The sequence below is a fragment of the Maritimibacter fusiformis genome (assembly GCF_008086115.1).
Classification (GTDB): Bacteria; Pseudomonadota; Alphaproteobacteria; order Rhodobacterales; family Rhodobacteraceae; genus Muriiphilus; species Muriiphilus fusiformis.
The window spans coordinates 1-21,556 of record NZ_VSIY01000001.1; the positions used below are offsets into that span (position 1 = coordinate 1).

The window sequence follows — 21,556 nt, forward strand, 5'->3', positions numbered from 1 at the left end:
TAAGAACATCATCATGTTCTGGAGGCTGACCATGTTCTGGAGGCTGACATGGCGCAGCATTTTCTCCTGTCCGCGGCGGCACGAACATTGTCGCTCAAGGTGATTTTCTCGGAAGGCGAAGACGTGGCGTATCGCCGGTTCTGTCGGCTGCGCTGGCCCGAGACGGGGGGAAAGCCGATCTGCCCGGTCTGTGGCTGCATCGATGTCTATGATCTGAGTACTCGACGTCGATACAAGTGCGCGGCTTGTCATCCGCTGCCCGGCAGGCGATTGCGAAGCAATCGGCCGAGAGGGGCCAGTTCAGCGTAACCTCCGGCACCATCTTTGCCTCGCGCAAGCTGTCATTTGTCGATCTGCTCGGGGCGATTTGCCTGGTCGTGAACGCCTCCAAGGGGCTGTCGGCGGTCCAGCTCTCCCGCGATCTCGACGTGCAGCACAAGACGGCGTTCGTGCCGATGGACCAGAAACCGACCATGCATTAACATTCAAACCGGATCACCCTATGGGGGCAGACCAAGAGGAAAGAACATAATATCAAGTTCTGCTGGGAGGGCGATCCTCGAAAACTTGATGATGAGTACTGGGCGGCACAGGCGGGCAGACATCCAACACAACGAAAGCCGTCCAAGCATACTTGGGCTAAATTTATCCGCGAGTGGCGTAGCGACGCACGTACCCAGATGAAGCTCTCCGCTGGCACCAAGAAGTCGTATAATTGCGAGTTCGAGAAGATACTCGAAAAGAACGCCGATAAGCCGATGTCTTCGACGACCAAGTCAGCCATCCGGAAAAAACACAACGCCATGGCAGCGACGCCAAGAGCAGCCGACTGGATGTTGCAAGCCGTTTCTATTCTTTGGAACTATGCAAAAGACAAGCGGGACTGGCCGCTTGGAGACAATCCGGCCCAGGGTGTCGACAAATACGGCTCACAGCGAGAATTCTTAGCGTGGCCAGATTGGATGCTCGAGGCGCTTGCCAACGCGCCCGGCGACGTGCGGATCGCCGGGGAATTGATCCGTGGGACCGGACAGAGGCCTGCTGCGTCGATCAAGATACTCAGAAGCGCTTTCAAGGGCGAATGGGTTACCGTCACAGATGAAAAGGGCGATGAGACATTCGATATCTATTGCCCTGCCCGCCTGAGAAAGTTGGTCGAGAGCCTCGAGGAAGGCCCGAGGCATGTGCTTGCGAAGTCGGAGAATGCGCCGCGCTCCTATGACGTTGTAGAAAAGCCATTCCGTACATGGCGCAACACTCTCGCGGAAATCGCCGAAAAACACGACGATGACGCACAACGCTACAGTCTCCATGATCTCCGGAAGCGCGCATGCGTTGAACTTGCCGAATCTGGGTGCTCGGATGCAGAATTCCAGGCCGTGACGGGCCAGAGCCTTGAAACGGTTGCAAAGTACCGAAAAGAGGCGAACCAAAAGGCGATGTCTCAAACAGCGCAAATGAGGCGGTTCAAAGAGTGAAGTAGGAATCAGCGGTGGGAGACACGCAAAAAACGGAAAAGCCGCCGATTAAGGATCGGCGGCTTTCTCTTTCAAAGTCATAGACTTGAAATGGTACCCGAGGTCGGACTCGAACCGACAAGGCCGTTAAGCCGGGGGATTTTGAATCCCCTGCGTCTACCATTCCGCCACTCGGGCCCGTCAGGGCAAACCGGCGCGCGTCCCGCGCCGGGTTGCGGGAATATTGCAGGGCTTCGCACCGGGGGCAAGGCCCCGATTTCAAACTGCGGGCAAGGCCCCGATTTCAAACTGCGGGCAAGGCCCCGATTTCAAACGGCGGGCACGACCCCGATTGCAAGCTGCGGACAAGGCCCCGAATGCACCGGCACGCCACAAGCGCACGGCCCCGCCCGTCTGCCCCTTGACCCGCCCCGCCTGTCGTGGTGCATAGCCTGAAACGAGCAGGCTGGCGGCACATGCTGAGACGACTTTACGACTGGACGATCCGGCTGGCCGAAAGCCCGCATGCGCTCTGGGCGCTGGCAGTGGTGGCTTTTGCCGAAAGCTCGGTCTTCCCGATCCCGCCCGACGTGATCATGATCCCGATGATCATCGCCCGGCCAAACCGCGCCTTCCTGATCGCCGGTGTGGCGCTGGCGGCCTCGGTGACGGGCGGCATCGCGGGCTATCTGATCGGCTGGGGGCTGTTCGAGAGTGTCGGCCGCCCGGTGCTGGCCTTCTACCACATGACCGACAAGTTCGACGAGTTCCGCACCGCCTACAACGACTGGGGTGCCTGGGCCGTGCTGATCGCAGGCGTCACGCCGTTCCCCTACAAGGTCATCACCATCCTGTCGGGCGCGACAGGGCTGAATTTCGCGGTCTTCATGGTCGCCTCGGTGGTGGCGCGGGGCCTCAGGTTTTTCGTGGTCGCCGGGCTCTTGTGGAAATTCGGCGCACCGATACGTGATTTCATCGAAAAGCGTTTGGGCTTGATGTTCATCCTGTTCGTCGCTTTGCTGCTGGGCGGATTCTACGTGGTGAAATACCTATGAAAACCCTCACGTCCCGGCAGTTGATCCTGATCGCCACGCTGGTCTCGGTGGTCTCGATCCTCGGCGCCTGGACCTTCGAGAGCCTGGGCTATGCGCCTTGCAAGCTGTGCTACTATCAACGTTACCCGCATTACGCCGCCATCGTGATCGGCGCGCTGGCGCTGGTGTTCGGGCTGCGCTGGCTGGCATGGGCGGGCGCATTGGCCGCGGCGATCACCTCGGGCATCGGCTTTTTTCACACCGGGGTCGAACGCAAGTGGTGGCCTGGCCCGGCCTCGTGTTCGGGGCAGGACGTGGCGGGCATGTCGACCCAGGATCTTCTGGCCCAGATCACCGAGGCGCCGCTGGTGCGCTGCGACGAGATCCCGTGGCGCCTGTCGGACCTCATTCCCTGGGACGTGCTCGACCTGTCGATGGCGAATTTCAACGCCGTCGGCTCGCTCGTCCTTGTGTTCATCTGGATCGCCGCTGCCCGCCGGGCCTGACGGTCTGATCGCAAGGCGCCCCTGCCCGCTTGCCGCGCCCGCCCGCCTCGCCTATTGAGGACAGGCAGAACGGGGCCTTTCATGCGAATTCTCATCACCAACGACGACGGTATCAACGCGCCCGGCCTGGCCGTGCTCGAAGAGATCGCCCACGAAATCGCGGGCCCCCGGGGCGAGGTCTGGACCGTGGCGCCGGCGTTCGAGCAATCGGGCGTCGGCCATTGCATCAGCTATTCGCGCCCGATGCTGGTGGCCGAGCTCGGGCCCCGCCGCTTTGCCGCCGAAGGCTCGCCCGCCGATTGCGTGCTGGCGGCGATTGGCGACGCGATGCCCGGCCGGCCCGACCTGGTGCTGTCCGGCGTCAACCGGGGCAACAACGCCGCCGAGAACGTGCTTTATTCCGGCACCATCGGCGCGGCGCTCGAGGCGGCGCTGCAATCGCTGCCGGCCATTGCCCTGTCGCAGTATCTCGGCCCCGAAACACAGGATGCCGACGACAAGTTCGAGGCCGCGCGCCGGCACGGCGCGGAGGTGGTGCGCGCGCTGCTCGACAAGGCGCCGTGGGAAAGCAGCAATGACTACCGGCTGTTCTACAACGTGAATTTCCCGCCAATCCCGGCGGCAAGAGTTCAGGGCGTGCGCGCCGCGACGCAAGGCTGGCGCCCCGACACCGTGTTCACCACCGAGGCCCAGACCGCGCCCACCGGGCGGCGGTTTCTGTGGGTCAAGGGCGGCCCGCAGCACCGCCCTACGGCACCGGGCAGCGACGCCGCGGCCAATCTCGAAGGCTATATCTCGGTCACGCCGATGCGCGCCGATCTGACCGCGCATGACCAGATCGACACACTGGCAAGGGTTTTTGCATGACGCCGCCGGCCTATGATGCCGAACACAAGATGCAATTCGTCTTTGCGCTGCGCTCCAAGGGCGTGACCGACAAGCGCGTGCTGGCGGCGATGGAGGCGATCGACCGGGGCCTGTTCGTCAAGGGCGTCTTTGCCGAACGCGCCTATGAGGACATGCCGCTGCCGATTGCCTCGGGCCAGACCATAAGCCAGCCCTCGGTGGTCGGCCTGATGACCCAGGCGCTGAAGGTCGAGCCGAAAAACAAGGTGCTGGAGGTCGGCACCGGCTCGGGCTACCAGGCCGCGATCCTGGCCAAGCTGGCGCGCCGGGTCTACACCGTCGACCGGCACCGGCGGCTGGTTCAGGACGCGCGCGAGATTTTCGACCGGCTCGATCTGCACAATATCACCGCGATCATCGGCGACGGCAGTTTCGGCCTGCCGCAGCAGGCACCGTTCGACCGGATCGTCGTCACCGCCGCCGCCGAAGACCCGCCCGGCCCGCTCTTGGCTCAGATGGCGATCGGGGGTATCATGGTTTTGCCGGTAGGACAGTCCGACGCGGTGCAAAGCCTGATCAAGGTCACGCGCCACGAAACCGGATACGACTACGAAGAGCTTCTGCCGGTGCGCTTCGTGCCCCTTGTCGAAGGGTTGGGGTAGCGGCATCGACCACCAGGGGCCGCAGGGGTGCCGCTAGAGCACCGCGGTCAGAAAAATCGGCCCGAAGCGGCCGGAAGAGGACGAGAGCATGGGTTTCCCGAACGGACAATTTCCGCGCGCGGCTGTTGCGGTGGCCGCGCTTGTGGCGTTGGCGGGCTGCGCCGACAACGGATACGATTTCGATCTGCGCGGCATGGCCGGCGGGTTTTCCACCACCGAAGCGGCCCTGAACGCGCGCACCGCCGAGCGGCCGCAACCGGACGCGCGCGGGGTGATTTCCTATCCGACCTACCAGGTCGCGGTGGCCCAGCGCGGCGATACGCTGGCCAGTGTCGCCAACCGCGTCGGCCTGCCGGTGAACGAGGTCGCGCGCTACAACGGCATTCCGGCGGAAACGACCCTGCGCGCGGGCGAGATCATCGCGCTGCCGCGCCGCGTCGATGGCATGAGTGCGGCACCCACCGCCGCGGGCACCATCGACGTGACCACGCTGGCGGGCGATGCGCTCGACCGGGTCGGGACCACGCCGACCGCCCCCGCCGCCGCTCAGCCCGGCGCCGAGCCGGTGCGCCACCAGGTGCAGCGCGGCGAGACCGCCTATTCCATCGCCCGGCGCTACGGCGTGTCGGTCCGGTCGCTGGCCGACTGGAACAGCCTCGATTCCGCCCTGACGGTGCGCGAGGGGCAATATCTGCTGATCCCGGTGGTGCTCGAACGCATGGCCAGCGCCGTTGACGGCAGCCCGCCGGGCGTCGGATCGGCCACCCCGATCCCGCCCTCCGCCGCCGCCCCCCTGCCCGATGAGACCGCGGCACCGCTGTCGCCCGATACCGGGCCGACCTCGCCCGACCTCGGCGAAAGCCGCACCGCCGCCTCGTCCGCGCGCATGGCGATGCCGGTCGACGGCAAGATCGTGCGCGCCTTCGAGAAGGGCAAGACCGACGGCATCGACATCTCCGCCACCGCCGGAAGCGCCGTGCGCGCCGCCGCCGATGGCACCATCGCCGCGATCACCCGCGACACCGACCAGGTGCCGATCCTCGTGATCAAGCATTCCGGCAACATCCTGACGGTCTATGCCGGGATCGACTCGATCAAGGTCAAGAAAGGTGACCGGGTGACGCGCGGACAGGCCATCGCACAGGTGCGCGCCGCCGATCCGGCCTTCCTGCACTTCCAGGTGCGCGAGGGCACGGTGTCGGTCGATCCGCTGGATTATCTGAACTAGGGCCGGTGCGGGCGACGCGGCCCGCGCTGACCGGACCGCTCAGCGCCCCTTGAACAGCGTGCCCAGGATGCCACGCACCATGCGCCGGCCGGTGGTGCCGCGCAATTCCTTGACCACCGCCGTGGTCAGGGCCGCCCCCATCCGGCTGCCGGTCGACTTGCGCGAGGCCGGACGGCTGGCTTCCCGCCCGTTCGGGTCGTAGCGCCGCGCCTGCCGGTATTCGCGCGCCTCCACCTCGGCACTCTCAAGCGCGCGTTCCTCCGCCTCGGCCGCCTTCGCCGCCTCTTCGGCGCGCTTGGTGAGGATCTCGTGGGCGCTTTCGCGGTCGATCCGGGTCTCGTATTTGCCCGCCACCGGCGAGGCGGCGATCACCGCCATGCGTTCAGCCACGTCGATCGGGCCAAGCTGCGACGACGGGGGCCGGATCAGGGTGCGCTGGGCCACGCCAGGCGCGCCCTTCGGCCCCAGCATCGAGGTCACCGCCTCGCCCACGCCAACCTCGCGGATCACGTCCTCGATCACGAAATCCGGGTTGTCGCGATAGGTCTGGGCGGCCTGGCGCAATTCCTTGCGGTCCTTGGCGGTGAAGGCGCGCAGCGCGTGCTGCACCCGGTTGCCAAGCTGGCCGAGGATATCGTCTGGCACGTCGGCGGGGTTCTGGGTGATGAAAAAGACCCCGACACCCTTGGAACGGATAAGCCGCGCCACCTGTTCGACCTTGTCTATCAACGCCTTGGGCGCGTCCTCGAACAGCAGATGCGCCTCGTCGAAAAAGAACACCAGCTTGGGCTTGTCGGGGTCGCCGACCTCGGGCAACTCCTCGAACAACTCCGACAACAGCCAGAGCAGGAAGGTCGCATAGAGCCGGGGCGCGCCCATCAGCCGGTCGGCGGCCAGAATCGAGATCCGCCCGCGCCCGTCCGGGTCGGTGCGGATGATGTCGGCAAGCTCCAGCGCCGGTTCGCCGAACAGGTTCTGACCGCCCTGGTTGTCGAGCACCAGAAGCGCGCGCTGGATCGCGCCGACCGAGGAGGTCGCGACATTGCCGTAACGCAGGCTGAGGTCGTCGGCGTTCTGCCCGACCCAGATCAGCAGCGATTGCAGGTCGCTGAGATCGAGCAGCGGCAGGCCCTGTTCGTCGGCGACCCGGAAGGCGATGTTCAGAACCCCCTCCTGCACCGAGGTCAGTTCCAGCAGTCGCGCCAGCAACAGCGGCCCCATCTCGGCCACGGTGGTGCGGATCGGGTGGCCCTGTTCGCCGTAGAGATCCCAGAACGTGACCGGGAAGGCATCATAGCCGTAGTTGTCGAAACCGATGGTGCCGGCCCGCGACATGAAGGCATCATGCAGCTTGAAGCCCTCCGACCCGGCCTTGGCCAGCCCGGCAAGGTCGCCCTTCACGTCCGACAAGAACACCGGCACCCCGGCGGCCGAGAAACCTTCGGCGAGGATTTGCAGCGTCACCGTCTTGCCGGTGCCGGTGGCCCCGGCGATCAGCCCGTGGCGGTTGGCATATTTCAAGGCCAGCCCCTGCCTGGTGCCGTAGTCTTTGCCGCCGCCACCGATGAAAACCTTGCCGTCCATGTCATCCATGCCGTGCTCCTGCCCCGCCTGCCATCGTTCGGTCCGAAAATACATTCTTAAGGGTTTTGTGCCACAGTTTATCCACCCGGACCCGCGTTCGTGCGGTCCGGGCGTTTCCTCCCTGTCAGACTGGCCGTGCCCCCGGGCGCGGCCTTTTTTGTCGGACCCGCTCATCCCGGTGATCCGTCAAAAACTCCGCATTCACTTGCTCGTGACTGTTGACCCCTGCGACCTTCTGTCGTAGCGTCGCGCCACAAGCCGGCCAGTCCGGCAGGGAGTGCAAAAACGGGAAAAAGGGTCCTTGCTGCGGGCCCTTTTTCTTTTCAGTGTCCGGCGCGGTGTGGTCGGCCAGGCAGGTCGGCGATTTTCCCCGTCCCCCCGCTCGCCCCGGATTTCACGCCTGACAGCCCAGCCCTGCCGTGATAAGCAGCGGCGGAGAATTTCAACAACACGGGATACCTGGAATGGCAAACGTTCTCAAACCCCTCGGCCTTGCCGCCCTGATCGCGCTGGCCGGCCCCGCCCTGGCCCAGGATGACGGCCTGCCGCCGCTCGACATGGGCACCGACGCAGAAGCCGCCCCGGCGGCGGACGGCGCCGCGCAGGAGCCGCCCACCTATGTCGACGAGGTGTTCGACGACTGGCAGCGCGAATGCCTGCGCCTGCCGGAAGACGCCGAGCAGGACGATCCGTGCCAGATCACCCAGATGCTCTATCAGGAGCCGGGCGAAAACCCGGTCGGCAAGATCACCATCGGCCGCCTGCCCGCGGGCGGCGACGCCGTGGCCGGCTCGACCATCATCGTGCCGCTCGGCACCCTGATCCCGGCGCAGCTGACGCTGGGCGTCGATAGCGCGGCGGCCAAGCGCTACCAGTACCGGTTCTGCGAATCGGTTGGCTGCGTGGCTCAGATCGGGCTGACCAATGCCGATATCGCGGCGTTCAAGGCGGGCAAGGTGGCCAATATCACCGTGGTGCCGATGCAGGCGCCGGACGTGGAAGTGACCCTGCCGGCCTCGCTCAAGGGCTTCACCGCGGCCTACGACTCGCTGACGGTGCCGCCGGCCCCGGCTCCGGCCGAGGAACCCGCGGCGCAGTAAACTGCCGCCAGACAGAAACGCACCGCCGCGCGAGCCTCTCGCGCGGCGGTTTTTCTGTTCACATGGCAAACGCTACGGGGCGCGGCCCAGTGCCAGGACCGCGTTGAGCCCGCCGAAGGCAAAGGCATTCGACAGCACCGCGGCCACGCTGGCCTCGCGCGCCTCGTTCGGCACGACATCCAGCGCGCATTCCGGGTCGGGTTCCTGATAGCCGATGGTGGGCGCGATCACGCCGTCGCGCAGCGCCATGATACAGGCCAGAAGCTCGACCGCCCCGGTGCCGCCGATGATGTGGCCGTGCATCGCCTTGGTGGACGAGATCATCAGCCGGTCGGCGTGGCGGCCAAACACCTCGGACACCGCGGCGCACTCGGTCTTGTCATTGGCCGCGGTGCCGGTGCCGTGGGCGTTGATATAGCCGATGTCCTCGAGGCCGATCCCGGCATCGCGGACCGCGCCCGCGATTGCCCGCGCAGCACCGGATTTCGACGGCATCACGATATCGGCGGCATCCGCCGTCATCGCGAACCCGGTCACTTCGGCGAGGATCTCGGCGCCGCGCGCCTTGGCGTGTTCCATCTCCTCGAACACGAAAACCGCTGCTCCCTCGCCCTGAACCATGCCGTTTCTATTGGCCGAGAACGGGCGGCAGGCGTCCTTGGACATCACCCGCAGCCCTTCCCAGGCCTTGATGCCGCCAAAACACAGCATCGCCTCGGAGCCGCCGGTGACCATCACGTCGGCCATGCCGGCGCGGATCATCATCATCGCCTGGCCCATCGCGTGATTGGAACTGGCGCAGGCGGTCGAGACCGCGAAACTCGGGCCGCGCAGGTTCCACTGCATCGAGACATGGCTGGTGGCGGCGTTGGGCATCAGTTTGGGCACCACGAAGGGATGGACCCGGTTCTTGCCCTCCTCAAAGACGGTGCGGTAGTTCTCGTCGGTGGTGTTCATCCCGCCCGCCGAAGTGCCGAGGATCACCCCCGAACGATCGGCCAAGGCGCCGGCAAACTCCAGCCCCGCCTGCTCCAGCGCCTCGCCCGCCGACAGCAACGCGAACTGGGTGAAGCGGTCGTAGAGCGCGATTTGCTGCCGGTTGAAATGGTCCTCCGGCACATAGTCGTGGATCTGTGCACCGATCCGGATCGACAGCCGGTCGACATCGCGAAACGCCAGGTCGGAAATTCCCAGCCGCCCCTCGCGCATCGCTTCGAGGGTTTCGGGCACATTGCGCCCAAGCGCGTTGATCGTGCCCGCGCCGGTGATGGCGATCCGTCGCACCCGTCGCCTCAGGCTTTCCGGTCGGCGATCAGCCGTTCGACAGCGGCGACGATGGCGGCCACCGACGAGACGTCGAACTCACTCTCGCCCGGCGCGTTGGCGTTGAACGGCACGGTGATGTCAAAGCTCTCTTCGATGGCGAAGATCGACTCGACCACCCCCAGGCTGTCGATACCGAGGTCGTCCAGGGTGTGGTCCATGCGCAGTTCGGACGGATCGCGCACCGCCTGCTCGGCGAGAATCTCGACCACTCTGGTCCGGATTTCGTCTGACATACGCTCGATTTTCCCCACGCTTTCGTGAGGCGTGTTTAGTCCTTTTGCCCGATCAAGGGAACAGAAAACCGCGCGCCGGCGGCGCGCGGCAAGCCTCAGCTTTCCAGGCCAGGCAGGGTCACGCCGGCCTGCACCAGGGCGTTCCAGACCTTGGCATCGCGGCCATAAACGTCTTCGCGGTAGTTCATCCGGCCGCGCGCATCGGTGAAGGCCGTGCGATAGACCAGATGCGTCGGCACCGGGGTTTCGAGCGAGATCCGCGTCAGCTGCCCGGTATCGAGCACCCGGTGGAACGTGCCCTGCGGGTCGTCGGTCTGGGCGGCCAGCAGCGCATAGGCAAACTCGAACGGTTTTTGCAGCCGGATGCAGCCGTGGCTGAACGCCCGGCGTTCGCGCAGAAACAGCGATTTCGACGGCGTATCATGCAGATAAACGTTGAAGCGGTTGGGGAACATGAACTTGACCAGCCCCAGCGCATTGCCCCGACCCGGCGGCTGGCGCAGGTCATAGGGGAAGTTGCGGGCGCTGTAGGCACCCCAGTTGACCGCGCTGCGCGGCACCACGCGCCCGGCGCCGTCGATCAGTTGCAGATGCGCTGCGCTGGCCCCGCCCGAAGCGATCATGCCGGGCAGGTATTCACCCACCGAGATCGAGCGCGGCACGTTCCAGGCCGGGTTGACCTCCATGTATTCCATCACGTCGGAGAACTCGGGGCTCTGCGTATCGGCGGCGCGCTGGCCGATGACCGAGCGGGTCTCGAAGGTGATCTTGCCACCGTCCACGATCCGCGCGGTGTAGTCGGTGAGGTTCACCCAGACATAACGCTGCGAGCGGTCGATCGACAGCCAGCGCTCGCGCTCCATCGCCACGATCACCGACTTCAGGCGCTCGCCGATCGGGGTGTTGATCGCCTGGATCGTGTTCGGCCCGGCAACGCCGTCCGGCTCGAAGCCCATGTCCTCCTGCACCATCTGCACGGCACGCTGGATATCGGCGTCATAGGTCATGGTGGCCGACCGGCCAAGATAGCCCATCGCGATCAGCCGGTTGCGCAGCGCGACGACGGCGGGCCCGCTTTCGCCCGGGCGCAAGGCGCCCGCGTTCACCGTCGGCCCCCAGCCGCCGGCGGCCAGCAGACGCTCGAGCTCGAGCTTCTTGCGCATCAGCCGGGCGTATTCCTCGGAGGTGGGCACCAGGCTGCGCATGAACTCTTCGGGGTTGTCCGCCGCCAGGAAACTCTGCAGCAACTCGGTGCCATCGCGCCGGTTAGGATCGCGCGCCATGTTGCGGTCGATCTGCTTGGGGATCAGGATGCCGGTCTGGATCTGGTGGGCGTAGGTCAGGAACAGCCCGGTCAACTCCACTTCGATCCGGCCAAGATCCCGCTGGCTGGAGACATCGCGCATCGAGGCCAGCAGCCGGTCGGTGTCGTAATTCGTCACCGGCAGCCCGTGCGCCTCGGCCGAACCGATCGCCTGCAAGAGCGCAACCAGCCGTGCCCGCTCGCCATTCGATTGGCCGGTCCAGACCGGGGCATAATCGATCTCGCGGTAGAAGGCCGCGACCTCCTCGTTGTCCACCGCCGCTTCGGCGACCGCCTGGGCAAAGGCGGGAAACCGCATGTCATAGGTGTCGGCCTGGGCCGGAGCGGCAAGGCCGACGGCCAGCGCGGTCAGGGCGGGGAAGAGAAACGAAGTTCGCAGCGGCAGCAGCATAGTCAAACCCTCGAAATGTTACACAACCTTGGCGGGCGGATTCCCGTTTTCTTCAAATTTGCGCGCGATTTCCGCAGTCTGTCCACTCACAAACCCGCCAGATCGACGGATTTGCGGCTCCTGCGGCAGGGCTGCGACAATATGGGCACGGTTTACCGGGGCGAAAGGTCTTTCAGCAGGATTTTGCCGATTTCGCTTGCGCAGTGGCGCAGAGGGAACAAACGGCTTGGACCGAGATTCGTGTTGTGTCATAAACTTCCCAGCGTCTGGGGATGAGGCGCAGAAACGGTCGCCAAGAATGGCGGCCAGGGCAGATACGGGACGCACTGGGACAGATGACAGATACCAGCTCAAACGGCATCAGCCGTCGTGCGCTGCTGGGTGTATTCGCGGCCACCGCCGTGAGCGCAGCGCCGACATTCTCCAAGGCAGCAGGCTTCTTGCGTGGCGCGGGCGACATTCGGCGCCTGGCGATGTACTCGGGCCGCACCGGCGAAATGGTCGACACGATCTACTGGATCGAGGGCGACTACATTCCCGACGCGCTGAACGAAGTCACCTATTTCATGCGCGACTGGCGCACCGACCAGATCAAGGGCATCGACAACCGCACGATCGACATCATGGCCGCCGCCCACCGGCTGCTCGATGTCAGCGAACCCTACACGCTCCTGTCCGGCTATCGTTCGCCCGAAACCAACGCGATGCTGCGCAGCCGCTCGCGCGGGGTTGCGCGCAACTCGCTGCACATGACCGGCAAGGCGGCCGATCTCAGGCTCAAGGACCGCTCGGTGAACCAGATGTTCCAGGCCGCGAAAGCCTGCAATGCCGGCGGCGTCGGCAAGTATTCAGGCTCGAATTTCGTGCACATGGATTGCGGCGCGGTGCGCAGCTGGGGCGGCTGACCCCGGCGGCATCCGGCAGAAACCCCGGCCATGTGCCGGGGTTTTGCATTTCAGGGGGTGCGCGTCGGCACCGTGCACGACCTCATGCTTGACCGTTCACCCGCCAGCCGCTAGCGCAACGCCATGAAACCGTTCCTTCTGCTGCAACTGCGCCCCGAGACCGAGGCCGCCGACAATGAATACGCGGCCTTCCTCGACAAGGGCCGGCTGGCCCCGGAGGGCGTTCACCGCATCCGCCTCGACCAGCGCGCCCTGCCCGAGACGCTTGATCTGTCAGCGTATTCCGGCGTGATCGTCGGCGGCGGCCCCGGCTGCGTCTCGGACCCGCCCGAGGACAAGGACCCGGTGGAACAACGCATCGAGACGGCGATTCTCGGGTTGATGCCCGAGATCTGCGCCCGCGACGTGCCGTTCCTGGGGTGCTGCTACGGTATCGGCATTCTCGGCCACCACCTCGCCCCAGGCATCGTCTCCAAGGCGCGCTTTTCCGAGCCGGTGGGCGCGGTCGACTGCACCCTGACCGAAGCCGGGCGCGTCGATCCGCTGCTGGCCGACCTTCCCGACAGCTTCCGCGCCCTGGTCGGCCACAAGGAGGCGGTGCAGGCTCTGCCCCCGGGCAGCGTGCACCTGGTCGGCTCCGCCCCGGCGCCGTTCCAGATGCTGCGCTACGGCCGCAACGTCTATGCCACCCAGTTCCACCCCGAAGCCGACGCGGCGGTGTTCGAGACCCGCATCCGCATCTACCGCCACAAGGGCTATTTCGCGCCAGACACCGCCGATGCTCTGATCGACGAGATTCGCGGCGAGGATGTGCGTTATGCTGAGTTGATCCTGCGCAATTTCGTCGCCCGTTACGGGCACTGACGGGCTGGCATCGGCCTTGCCGCCGTGGCAAAACAGGCGCGATCAAAGGAGACACCGATGTCGATCGAAAGCACGCTGCGCAAGGCTGCGGACCTCGCCCGATCCGGCGACCGGCAAGGGGCCGCGCGGCTTTTTCGCCAGGTTCTGGCCAAGGCCCCCGGCCACCCCAAGGCGCGCCAGGGGCTTCAGGCCCTGTCTAACTGCGGCCCGGTTTCTCCGGCCGCCCCCGGAATGGAGCCGCCGGCAGCGCAGATGGCGCGACTGAAACAGGCCTTCGACAAGGGCGACCTGGGTTTCGTGCTGCGTGAAGGCAACCGGATGCTCAAACTCTTCCCCAGGTCGCGCGGCCTGATCAACGCGCTGGGCATCAGCGCGGCCCGCGCCGGCCGGCCGCGCGAGGCGTTGGGGCATTTCGACCGCGTGATCGCACTCGATCCCGGCAATATCGGGGCGATGGTTAACAAGGCCACGGCGCTCCTCACCCTCGGTGACATGGAAGGGCTGGAACAGACCTGCCGCGCGATCCTGGCGATCCGAGACGACGTGCCCGACGCGCATCAGAAACTGGGTTTCGCGCTGGCCAATACCGGACGGATCAAGGAGGCCGAAGACAGTTTTCGCGCCGCCGTTCGTCTGGCCCCGGACAATCCGCGCTCGCGGATCGGCCTGGGCAATACGCTGGCGCTTCAAGGCCGCGCGGACGAAGCACTGACGGTCTACCGCGCCGCCGAGGAGCGCGCGCCCGACAACCCCGACATCAAGCGCAATATCGGCAGCATGCTGGTCACGCTTTATCGTCCCGACGAGGCACGCGACGTCCTCATCGACGCGATCACGCGATTTCCGCGCAATTCGATGCTGCGGGTAACGCTGGCCTATGCGCTGCGCGAGTTGGGCCAGCCCGCAGAGGCCGCCGCCGAAGCCGAGATCGCCGTCGAGATCGACCCGAAGAACGCCGAAGGTTGGGGTCACCTGGGCAGCGCGCGGCTGGAGATGGGCGATACCGAGGGGGCAAACGCCGCCTTCGACACGGCGATCGAGGCCGACCCGGGCCAGATGGCCGCCCTCGGGCTGCGCTGGCGGGCCGAGACCCTGCCGCTCGACCACCCGCACTACGCCCGCATCACCGAGGCGATCGCGCGCGCCTCGACCAGCGCCGAGCATCGTTCGGCGTTTGAAATGGTGCTGTTCCGCGCCCATGACAAGGCTGGCGACACCGACGCCGCCTTCGCCCATCTCAACCGCTCGAACAAGGTGAGGTCCGAGGCGGAACCTTATGATATCGAAGCTGAAAGAGCGGTGTTTGAAGCCATGAAGGAGATGTTCTCATCTGCCTTCGACGGGCTGGACCAGGATGCCATCGCCGCCAGCCCCCTGCCGCACCGCCCGGTGTTCATCGTCGGGATGCCACGGTCCGGCACGACGCTGGTCGAACAGATCCTCGCCTCGCATTCCCAGGTGCACGGGGCCGGCGAGATCCCACCGGCCTCGATGGCGCTGGCCGAATTCGGCTGGGGCAAAAGCCGTGTCGGCATGCCCCCTGACCCCGCGATGCTGGGTCGGGTGCGCCAGGTCTATGGCGATTTCATCGGTCGGCTTGGCGCGACCGCGCCCGTGGTCACCGACAAGACGCCGCTCAACTTCCGCTGGCTGGGTTTCATGCTGTCTGCGATGCCCGAGGCGCGGGTTCTGTTCACCCGGCGCGATGCCCGTGCGACCTGCTGGTCGAACCTCAGCCACAGCCTGTCGGGCAAGGCCAACAACTTCGGCAACGACATGCTGGACTGCGCCGAAATGCACCTGATGCACCTCGACCTGATGGAGTTCTGGCAAGGGCTGTTTCCGGACCGGATCGCGATCGTGCCTTACGAGACCCTGACCGAAAACCAGGAGGAAGAAAGCCGCAAGCTGGTGGCCGCCGCCGGGCTCGGGTGGGAAGACGCCTGCCTCGACTTCGAACGGACCGAACGCGGCGTGCGCACGATGTCGTCGCTGCAGGTGCGGAAAAAGATGTATACCGGCTCATCCGAGGCCTGGCGCCGCTATGAGGGCTACCTTGGCCCGATGATCGCCCGTCTCGACGGGGTGGCCTGAATCATGTCGGTGGAACAGACTTTGCGCCGCGCGGCGAAACTTGCGCGCAGCGGCGACGGGGCCGGGGCGGCCGCGCTCTACCGCGAGATCCTCGCGAAGTTCCCCGCCAACGCCCAGGCCAAACGCGGGCTTCAGGCGATGGCCGGTGGACCGTCCCCCGCCGCGGCGGCCCGGCGCCCGGGCGCGGCCCCTGCCCGCCCCGCCGGTGCGATGCCGCCACCGCGTCAGATGCAGGCGCTCGATCAGGCGTTCCGGCAGGGCCGGTTCGACCGCGTGATCGCCGAAGGCCAGCGGCTGGCCCTGATGTTTCCCGCCGCCCCCGGCCTACTCAATCTGATTGCGCTGGCGCTGTCGCGCAGCGCGCGCCACGACGAGGCGGTGACCTGGTTCGACCGCGCCGCCAAGGCCGATCCGCTGTTCGCCGGCGCGCCGGTCAACAAGGCGCAATCGCTGATCGCGTTGGGGCGACTGACCGAGGCCGCCGAGGCCGCCCGCGCCGCCGCCCGCCTCGACCCCGGCATGGTGCAGGCACACTTGTTGCTGGGTTACGCGCTGGTCAATTCGGGCGACGCCAAGGCCGGCGAGGCCAGTTTCCGCACTGCCGTCAAGCTCGCGCCGCAGGTTGCCGAAACCCATCTCGGCCTCGGCAACGCCCTGAGCGCGCAGCATCGCCAGGATGAGGCGCTGGCCGCCTTCGAGGCGGCGCGCGACATCGCCCCGGACAGCATGGATGCCGCCAACAACATCGGCAACACGCTTCGGGCCCTGAACCGCCCGGACGAGGCCGTCGCCGAACTGGACGCAGCGCTGGAGCGCCAGCCCCGAAACCCGGTGCTGATGACCAATCTCGCCCGCGCCCAGCGCGACCTTGGCAGGCCCGAACAGGTGATCGCGCTGGCAACCCGTGCGTTGGACATCGACCCGGCCGATGCCGACACCTGGAGCTTGCTCGCCAGCGCGCATCGCGAACTTGGCGATGCCAAGGCCGCGGTGGCCGCCTACGACGAGGCGCTCGAGATCGACCCGGACAACCCGAGCGGGCTGGCACTCAAATGGTTCACCACGCCGCTGACGCTGGACCATCCCGATTTCGCGCGGATCGGAACCCTGTTCGACCGCGAAGACATTGCCCAGACCGACCGGGCCACGCTGGGCTTCATCCTGTTCGCCACCCTAGATGCCGCCGGCCGCCATGACGACGCCTTCGCCATTCTCGACCGCGCCAACCGCCTGCGCCGAGAGGCCGAGCCTTATGAAATGGACGACGTTCTGCGGCAGATGGACCAGATGCGCGCGCTGTTCGCTGATGAGCTGCCCGCCCCGCCCGCCGGCGCAATCGACGCGCCAGCCAAACCGCGCCCAGTTCTGATCGTCGGCATGCCCCGTTCCGGCACCACCCTTGTCGAACAGATCGTCGCCTCGCATTCCCAGGTTCACGGAGCGGGCGAACTGGAAGACCTGAACCGGATCATGAGCGCGCTGGGCTGGACCCACGGCAAGGCCGGCCAGCCGCCGACACCCGAGGCGCTGCAGCGGGTGCGGCACGACTACCTCGACTACCTCACGCGGCTCGACACCTCCAAGCCGGTGATGACCGACAAGATGCCGATCAACTTCCGCTGGCTCGGCTTCGTGCTGTCGGCGATCCCCGAGGCGCGGGTGCTGTTCGTGCGCCGCGATCCGATGGCGACCTGCTGGTCCAACTACCGCCATGTCTTCATGGGCCAGGGCAACAATTTCGGCTGTGACCAGCGCGATACCGCGGCGATGTATCGTCTGCATATCGACCTGATGGCGTTCTGGAAGGCACGGTTCCCCGGGCAGATCACCGAGATCTCCTACGAAGCCCTGACCACCGATCAGGAGGCCGAAAGCCGGAAACTGGTGGCCGCCATCGGGCTGGACTGGGAAGAGGCCTGCCTCGACTTCCACAAGACCCGGCGCGCGGTGCGCACGACCTCCACGGCTCAGGTGCGCCGCAAGATGTATACCGGCAGCAACGAGGCCTGGCGCCCCTACCGTGCCCATCTCGCGCCGATGCGGGACGCGCTCGGACCGCTGGCCGACCCGGAGCAGCCGCAGTGAGCGTCGCCGCCGCACTTCGCCGGGCCGCAAAGCTGGCGCGGGCCGGCGACCGGGACGGGGCGGCGCAGGTCTACCGCGAGGTGCTGGCGCGGTTTCCGGCCAATCCGCAGGCGCGCAAGGAGCTGGCGGCGCTCGGGCAGACCGGCGCGGCGCGCCCCGCTGCGGCGCAGTCGGCCACCGCGTCCGGGACATCGCCCTCACACACCGGTCCGGCCCCCACCGAGGCCGAGTTCTCGGCCCTGACCCAGGCTTTTTCGCGCGGTGACACCGACCGGGTGATTGCGGGCGCGCAAGCGCTGATCCTGCGGTTTCCGGCGCATGCGCCCAGCCACAACCTGCTTGGCCTCGCCCAGGCCAAGGCGGGGCGCTACGAAGCGGCGCTGGCCAGCTACGACCGCGCGCTTGCCGCCGATCCGGCCATGGCGATCGCCCATCACAACAAGGCGGCGGCCTTTGCCGCGCTTGCCCGGATGGACGAGGCCGCCGCCTCCGCGCTTGAAACCGTGCGGCTCGAACCCGCCTATGCCGAGGGGCATCTGTCGGCGGCCTACGCGCTGCTGGCGCTGGGGCGGCTGGACGAGGCGCAGGCACATCTGCACGAGGCCGAGGCCAACGCCCGCCGCCAGCCCGGCGTGCGCGCCCGGGCGCAGCTCGGCATGGGCAATCTTGCCTTTCGCCGCGCCCGCCCCCATGCCGCCGCCCGGCATTACGCCCGCGCCCATGAGCTTGACCCGCACAATGTCGAGGCGCTGACCAACCTGGTCCTGGCCCAGCTTGCCGAGGGGCGCCACGAACAGGCCAGCGCCACCGCGCGCGCCGCGACCGAGCTTGAGCCGCGCAATCCGCAGGCCTGGACCAACCTCGCGCAATGCCTGCTGGAAGGCGGTGAACGCGACCAGGCCCGCGCGGCGCTTGAGCGCGCGCTCGCCATCGCGCCGAGGCACGTCGCGGCGCTGGCGCTGATGGGCCGCGTCGCCCCGCCCGCCCCCGGCACACCCGCCTTTGCCCGGCTGGCCGAAATGGTCGCGTCACCCGACCTGCAAGAGGCCGACCGCGCGCAGCTTGGCTTCGTGCTGTTCGAGGCCGAGGACCGCGACGGCGATCCGGCCCGTGCCTTCGCCCGGCTCGAGGCCGCAAACCGGATGCGGCGCAGCGCCCAGCCCTACGATATCGCCGCCGACCGGGCATTGGTCGCGGCGATGCACAGCACCTTCGCGCCCGACCGTCCCCTGCCGCGCGCACCCCGCAAACCGGCGGCCACGCCCCGCCCGGTGTTCATTGTCGGAATGCCGCGCTCGGGCACCTCGCTGGTCGAGCAGATCCTGGCCGCCCACAGCAGCGTGCATGCCGGCGGCGAGTTGATGGCGCTCGGGGCCGCGATGGAGGATCTGGGCTGGTCGCCGACCGAACCCGGCCCGCCCCCCGACGCGGCGATGCTCGCGCGGCTGCGCACCGACTATCTCGCAAGCCTGGCCGAGATCGGCACCGACCGCCCGGTTGTCACCGACAAGATGCCGCTCAACTTCCGTTGGCTGGGATTCGCGCTGGCCGCCATGCCCGAGGCACGCGCGCTGGTCACCTTGCGCGACCCGGTTGCCACCTGTTTTTCCAACTACCGGCTGCACTTCACCGGCGGCGGCAACAATTTCGGCAACGACCTCGGGGACCTGGCCGAGTTTCACCGCCTGCACCTCGACCTCGTCGCCCTCTGGGAACAGCGTTTCCCCGGCCGCGTCGCACGGGTTCCTTACGAGGCCCTGACCGAGAACCAGGAGGAAGAAAGCCGCAAGCTGGTGGCCGCAGCCGGGCTGGAGTGGGAAGACGCCTGCCTGGATTTTCACAAGGTCGAGCGCGCCGTGCACACCTCGTCGAGCGAACAGGTGCGGCGCAGGATGTATACCGGAAGCTCGCAGGCCTGGCGCAAATACGAGGCCTGGCTTGGCCCGCTGATCGAGGCGCTGGGCGAACCGGCGCGCTAAGGCAGGGAAATGGCGCGCCTAAGCGGAGAAAGTTCGAACACTTTCTTCGCGACTCTGGAAGAGTGGGAGCGCCATCTCAGAGCCGTTGAAGCCTCTAACACCGTAACCCAGGATAACAATCCGAGGTGCGGTTATGAGCATTTCGGAACGTGATTTCAATGCGGTAGCAGCCGCCACCCCCAAAAAGAAGCCGCGCGAGGCTCCTTTCTCGCTCCGCCTGTCCTTCGAAGAGAAGGCTCTTTTGCGCGCCGCAGCAAACGGCGCTCCTCTTGGCGCTTACATCAAGGCCAAGCTCTTCGACGAGCCGCTGGAGAAAGTTCGCCGCCGCAACACCAACCCTGTCAAAGATCATGAAGCCCTGGGCCGCGTTCTCGGCGCGCTTGGAAAGTCCCGCCTCTCTCAAAACCTGAACCAGATCGCGCGCGCGGCGAACATGGGTGCACTGCCAGTATCGCCGGAGCTCGAAGACGAGCTCCGCCAGGCCTGTGCGGATGTCGAAACCTTGCGCAAGGAACTGCTGCGGGCGCTTGGCAGCTTGTCGAACGGAGGCTCGTCATGATCCTGAAAGGCAACCAACGAGGCAATGCAGCCAAGCTGGCAAAGCATCTGATGAACACCCACGACAACGAGCATGTCGAGCTTCATGAATTGCGCGGCTTCATGAACGAAGATGATCTGCATGAAGCTCTGAGAGAGGCCGAAGCCATCGGCAAGGGCACACGCTGTCAGCAGCATCTGTTCTCGCTCAGTCTGAACCCGCCGCAAGATGCCCATGTCGATATTGCTACCTTCGAAACCGCCATCGAAATGGCGGAACTGAAGCTCGGCCTGAGTGGCCAGCCGCGCGCGGTCGTGTTCCATGAGAAGGAAGGCAGACGCCACGCGCATGCGGTCTGGTCACGGATCGACACCGATACGATGACGGCGCGTCAGCTATCCTTCACAAAACGCAGGCTGATGGATGTCTCGCAGGAGCTTTACCTACGCCATGGTTGGGACATGCCAAAGGGCATGCTGGATCGCGCCGCCAAGAACCCGCTCACCTTCACCCGCGATGAATGGCAACAAGCCCAGCGGACAAAGCAAGACCCCAAGATCATCAAAGCGCTCTTCAAGGATTGTTGGGAGCGCTCCGACTCTGTCGATGCGCTCAAATCTGCCTTGGAAGCGCGTGGCTACTATCTCGCGCAAGGAGATCGGCGCGGCGTCGTTGCCGTGGACTATCGCGGCGAAGCTTATGCGCTGTCGCGCTGGTCGGGTGTGAAAGCCAAGGATGTTGCCGCCCGTTTCAAAGACACTGGCGCCTTGCCGTCCGTCGAAGATCAGCGTCAGAAGATTGCTGGACTGGTCGCGGACAACCTTCGGGACCACAAGAAGCAGCTTGAAGACGGCTACAAGCGTCTGCGTCCGACGCTGGAACTGCGCCGCACGCAGATGGTCGAGCGTCATCAAATCGAGCGCAACGGACTGGCAGAACTCCAAAAAGGCCGCGAAGCCCGAGAAGCCAAAACGCGGGCAGCGCGTCTTCCGCAGAAGGGTTTCGGGAAGCTGTGGAGCCGCCTGACGGGCAAGTATTCCGAGTTGAAAGCGCAGAACGAACACGATGCCTGGCAGGCCTTGCGCCGCGATCAGGCGGAGCGCGACAAGATGATTGCCAAGCAACTGGATGAGCGACAGCGGTTGCAAGAGGCCATCCGAAAACAGCGCGAAGAACGCTTGCAGGAGCTCGTCGCCGTTCGCCAGCAGATCGCCAACTACATGCTCATGAAGCAAGGCAAGAATCCGACCGTCATGCCCAAGGACGCAGCTCTGGCCCATGGCAGAAAGGTCGATACACAACAGAAAACCCGAGAAGTGCGCGAAAAGAAGGGGCGCGAGCGAACCCGCACGCGGGATCGCGGCCCTGGCTTTGAGCGCTGAACGATAGAAAGGAGAAAG

18 protein-coding genes, 1 tRNA gene and 1 pseudogene are annotated in these 21,556 nt (G+C 66.1%); 15 read left to right on the forward strand and 5 right to left on the reverse strand.

From position 1 onward, the window contains the following. Positions 1 to 48 precede the first annotated feature (48 nt). Positions 49 to 452 (forward strand): annotated as a pseudogene (locus tag FVF75_RS17670) (transposase); the annotation flags it as partial. 228 nt (positions 453 to 680) lie between these two features. Beyond that, a complete protein-coding gene (locus FVF75_RS00010; protein WP_148375693.1) occupies positions 681 to 1,478 on the forward strand; it encodes a site-specific integrase in 798 nt (265 codons plus the stop codon). A gap of 91 nt (positions 1,479 to 1,569) precedes the next feature. Here FVF75_RS00010 and FVF75_RS00015 read toward each other — a convergent pair. Further along, a tRNA-Leu gene (locus FVF75_RS00015) sits at positions 1,570 to 1,655 on the reverse strand. 278 nt (positions 1,656 to 1,933) lie between these two features. On the opposite strand from FVF75_RS00015, the gene FVF75_RS00020 reads away from it, so the two are divergent. The 5 genes from FVF75_RS00020 (at position 1,934) to FVF75_RS00040 (ending at position 5,733) form a co-directional block, all read left to right on the forward strand. Continuing rightward, the gene (locus FVF75_RS00020) at positions 1,934 to 2,512 is read left to right on the forward strand and encodes a YqaA family protein (RefSeq protein ID WP_148375694.1); all 579 of its coding nucleotides are present in this window, start codon (positions 1,934 to 1,936) and stop codon (positions 2,510 to 2,512) included. Then, entirely contained in the window at positions 2,509 to 2,997 is a 489-nt protein-coding gene (locus tag FVF75_RS00025; RefSeq protein WP_148375695.1) for a disulfide bond formation protein B, read from the forward strand. Before FVF75_RS00020 ends, FVF75_RS00025 begins: the two co-directional genes overlap by 4 nt. Before the next feature lie 81 nt (positions 2,998 to 3,078). Next, a complete protein-coding gene (surE, locus tag FVF75_RS00030; RefSeq protein ID WP_148375696.1) occupies positions 3,079 to 3,864 on the forward strand; it encodes a 5'/3'-nucleotidase SurE in 786 nt (261 codons plus the stop codon). Continuing rightward, positions 3,861 to 4,505, forward strand: a complete 645-nt coding sequence (locus FVF75_RS00035; protein ID WP_148375697.1) for a protein-L-isoaspartate(D-aspartate) O-methyltransferase — start codon at positions 3,861 to 3,863, stop codon at positions 4,503 to 4,505. Before surE ends, FVF75_RS00035 begins: the two co-directional genes overlap by 4 nt. 88 nt (positions 4,506 to 4,593) lie before the next feature. Continuing rightward, on the forward strand, positions 4,594 to 5,733 hold the full coding sequence (locus tag FVF75_RS00040) for a LysM peptidoglycan-binding domain-containing protein (protein ID WP_148375698.1): 1,140 nt from the start codon (positions 4,594 to 4,596) through the stop codon (positions 5,731 to 5,733). A gap of 39 nt (positions 5,734 to 5,772) precedes the next feature. On the opposite strand, the gene FVF75_RS00045 is transcribed toward FVF75_RS00040, so the two are convergent. Further along, a complete protein-coding gene (locus FVF75_RS00045; RefSeq protein ID WP_148375814.1) occupies positions 5,773 to 7,317 on the reverse strand; it encodes a helicase HerA-like domain-containing protein in 1,545 nt (514 codons plus the stop codon). 464 nt (positions 7,318 to 7,781) lie between these two features. Here FVF75_RS00045 and FVF75_RS00050 point away from each other — a divergent pair, with 464 nt between their 5' ends. Further along, the gene (locus FVF75_RS00050; RefSeq protein WP_148375699.1) at positions 7,782 to 8,417 is read left to right on the forward strand and encodes an invasion associated locus B family protein; all 636 of its coding nucleotides are present in this window, start codon (positions 7,782 to 7,784) and stop codon (positions 8,415 to 8,417) included. 72 nt (positions 8,418 to 8,489) lie between these two features. Here FVF75_RS00050 and FVF75_RS00055 read toward each other — a convergent pair whose 3' ends face one another. The 3 genes from FVF75_RS00055 to FVF75_RS00065 all read right to left on the reverse strand — a co-directional run bounded on the left by FVF75_RS00055 (position 8,490) and on the right by FVF75_RS00065 (position 11,691). Further along, positions 8,490 to 9,701: a beta-ketoacyl-[acyl-carrier-protein] synthase family protein gene (locus FVF75_RS00055; protein WP_148375700.1), complete on the reverse strand. Its 1,212-nt coding sequence runs from the start codon at positions 9,699 to 9,701 to the stop codon at positions 8,490 to 8,492. 8 nt (positions 9,702 to 9,709) lie between these two features. Then, positions 9,710 to 9,976, reverse strand: a complete 267-nt coding sequence (locus FVF75_RS00060; RefSeq protein WP_148375701.1) for an acyl carrier protein — start codon at positions 9,974 to 9,976, stop codon at positions 9,710 to 9,712. Positions 9,977 to 10,071: 95 nt separating this feature from the next. After that, positions 10,072 to 11,691 carry a L,D-transpeptidase family protein gene (locus tag FVF75_RS00065; protein ID WP_148375702.1) on the reverse strand — a complete coding sequence of 540 codons (1,620 nt, stop codon included), beginning with the start codon at positions 11,689 to 11,691 and terminating at the stop codon, positions 10,072 to 10,074. Between the two features lie 335 nt (positions 11,692 to 12,026). Between FVF75_RS00065 and mepK the strand changes: the two genes are divergently transcribed. From mepK to FVF75_RS00100, 7 genes are all read left to right on the forward strand, one after another. Then, positions 12,027 to 12,596: a peptidoglycan L,D-endopeptidase MepK gene (gene mepK, locus FVF75_RS00070; protein WP_148375703.1), complete on the forward strand. Its 570-nt coding sequence runs from the start codon at positions 12,027 to 12,029 to the stop codon at positions 12,594 to 12,596. Positions 12,597 to 12,719: 123 nt separating this feature from the next. Then, positions 12,720 to 13,460 carry a glutamine amidotransferase gene (locus FVF75_RS00075; protein ID WP_148375704.1) on the forward strand — a complete coding sequence of 247 codons (741 nt, stop codon included), beginning with the start codon at positions 12,720 to 12,722 and terminating at the stop codon, positions 13,458 to 13,460. A gap of 57 nt (positions 13,461 to 13,517) precedes the next feature. After that, positions 13,518 to 15,554, forward strand: a complete 2,037-nt coding sequence (locus FVF75_RS00080; protein ID WP_148375705.1) for a tetratricopeptide repeat-containing sulfotransferase family protein — start codon at positions 13,518 to 13,520, stop codon at positions 15,552 to 15,554. A gap of 9 nt (positions 15,555 to 15,563) precedes the next feature. Beyond that, positions 15,564 to 17,639: a tetratricopeptide repeat-containing sulfotransferase family protein gene (locus FVF75_RS00085; RefSeq protein ID WP_148375706.1), complete on the forward strand. Its 2,076-nt coding sequence runs from the start codon at positions 15,564 to 15,566 to the stop codon at positions 17,637 to 17,639. Beyond that, complete coding sequence (locus FVF75_RS00090; protein ID WP_148375707.1) at positions 17,636 to 19,618, forward strand: tetratricopeptide repeat-containing sulfotransferase family protein; 1,983 nt, start codon at positions 17,636 to 17,638, stop codon at positions 19,616 to 19,618. Before FVF75_RS00085 ends, FVF75_RS00090 begins: the two co-directional genes overlap by 4 nt. Positions 19,619 to 19,751: 133 nt before the next feature. Further along, positions 19,752 to 20,177, forward strand: a complete 426-nt coding sequence (locus FVF75_RS00095) for a hypothetical protein (RefSeq protein WP_148375708.1) — start codon at positions 19,752 to 19,754, stop codon at positions 20,175 to 20,177. Beyond that, entirely contained in the window at positions 20,174 to 21,538 is a 1,365-nt protein-coding gene (locus FVF75_RS00100; RefSeq protein ID WP_148375709.1) for a relaxase/mobilization nuclease domain-containing protein, read from the forward strand. Before FVF75_RS00095 ends, FVF75_RS00100 begins: the two co-directional genes overlap by 4 nt. The last annotated feature ends 18 nt before the right edge of the window (positions 21,539 to 21,556 follow it).

Coding starts and splice junctions, on each gene's coding strand:
- FVF75_RS00010 (WP_148375693.1), top strand. CDS start 681: ATGAAGCTCTCCGCTGGCACCAAGAAGTCGTATAATTGCGAGTTCGAG.
- FVF75_RS00020 (WP_148375694.1), top strand. CDS start 1,934: ATGCTGAGACGACTTTACGACTGGACGATCCGGCTGGCCGAAAGCCCG.
- FVF75_RS00025 (WP_148375695.1), top strand. CDS start 2,509: ATGAAAACCCTCACGTCCCGGCAGTTGATCCTGATCGCCACGCTGGTC.
- surE (WP_148375696.1), top strand. CDS start 3,079: ATGCGAATTCTCATCACCAACGACGACGGTATCAACGCGCCCGGCCTG.
- FVF75_RS00035 (WP_148375697.1), top strand. CDS start 3,861: ATGACGCCGCCGGCCTATGATGCCGAACACAAGATGCAATTCGTCTTT.
- FVF75_RS00040 (WP_148375698.1), top strand. CDS start 4,594: ATGGGTTTCCCGAACGGACAATTTCCGCGCGCGGCTGTTGCGGTGGCC.
- FVF75_RS00045 (WP_148375814.1), bottom strand. CDS start 7,317: ATGGACGGCAAGGTTTTCATCGGTGGCGGCGGCAAAGACTACGGCACC.
- FVF75_RS00050 (WP_148375699.1), top strand. CDS start 7,782: ATGGCAAACGTTCTCAAACCCCTCGGCCTTGCCGCCCTGATCGCGCTG.
- FVF75_RS00060 (WP_148375701.1), bottom strand. CDS start 9,976: ATGTCAGACGAAATCCGGACCAGAGTGGTCGAGATTCTCGCCGAGCAG.
- FVF75_RS00065 (WP_148375702.1), bottom strand. CDS start 11,691: ATGCTGCTGCCGCTGCGAACTTCGTTTCTCTTCCCCGCCCTGACCGCG.
- mepK (WP_148375703.1), top strand. CDS start 12,027: ATGACAGATACCAGCTCAAACGGCATCAGCCGTCGTGCGCTGCTGGGT.
- FVF75_RS00075 (WP_148375704.1), top strand. CDS start 12,720: ATGAAACCGTTCCTTCTGCTGCAACTGCGCCCCGAGACCGAGGCCGCC.
- FVF75_RS00080 (WP_148375705.1), top strand. CDS start 13,518: ATGTCGATCGAAAGCACGCTGCGCAAGGCTGCGGACCTCGCCCGATCC.
- FVF75_RS00095 (WP_148375708.1), top strand. CDS start 19,752: ATGAGCATTTCGGAACGTGATTTCAATGCGGTAGCAGCCGCCACCCCC.
- FVF75_RS00100 (WP_148375709.1), top strand. CDS start 20,174: ATGATCCTGAAAGGCAACCAACGAGGCAATGCAGCCAAGCTGGCAAAG.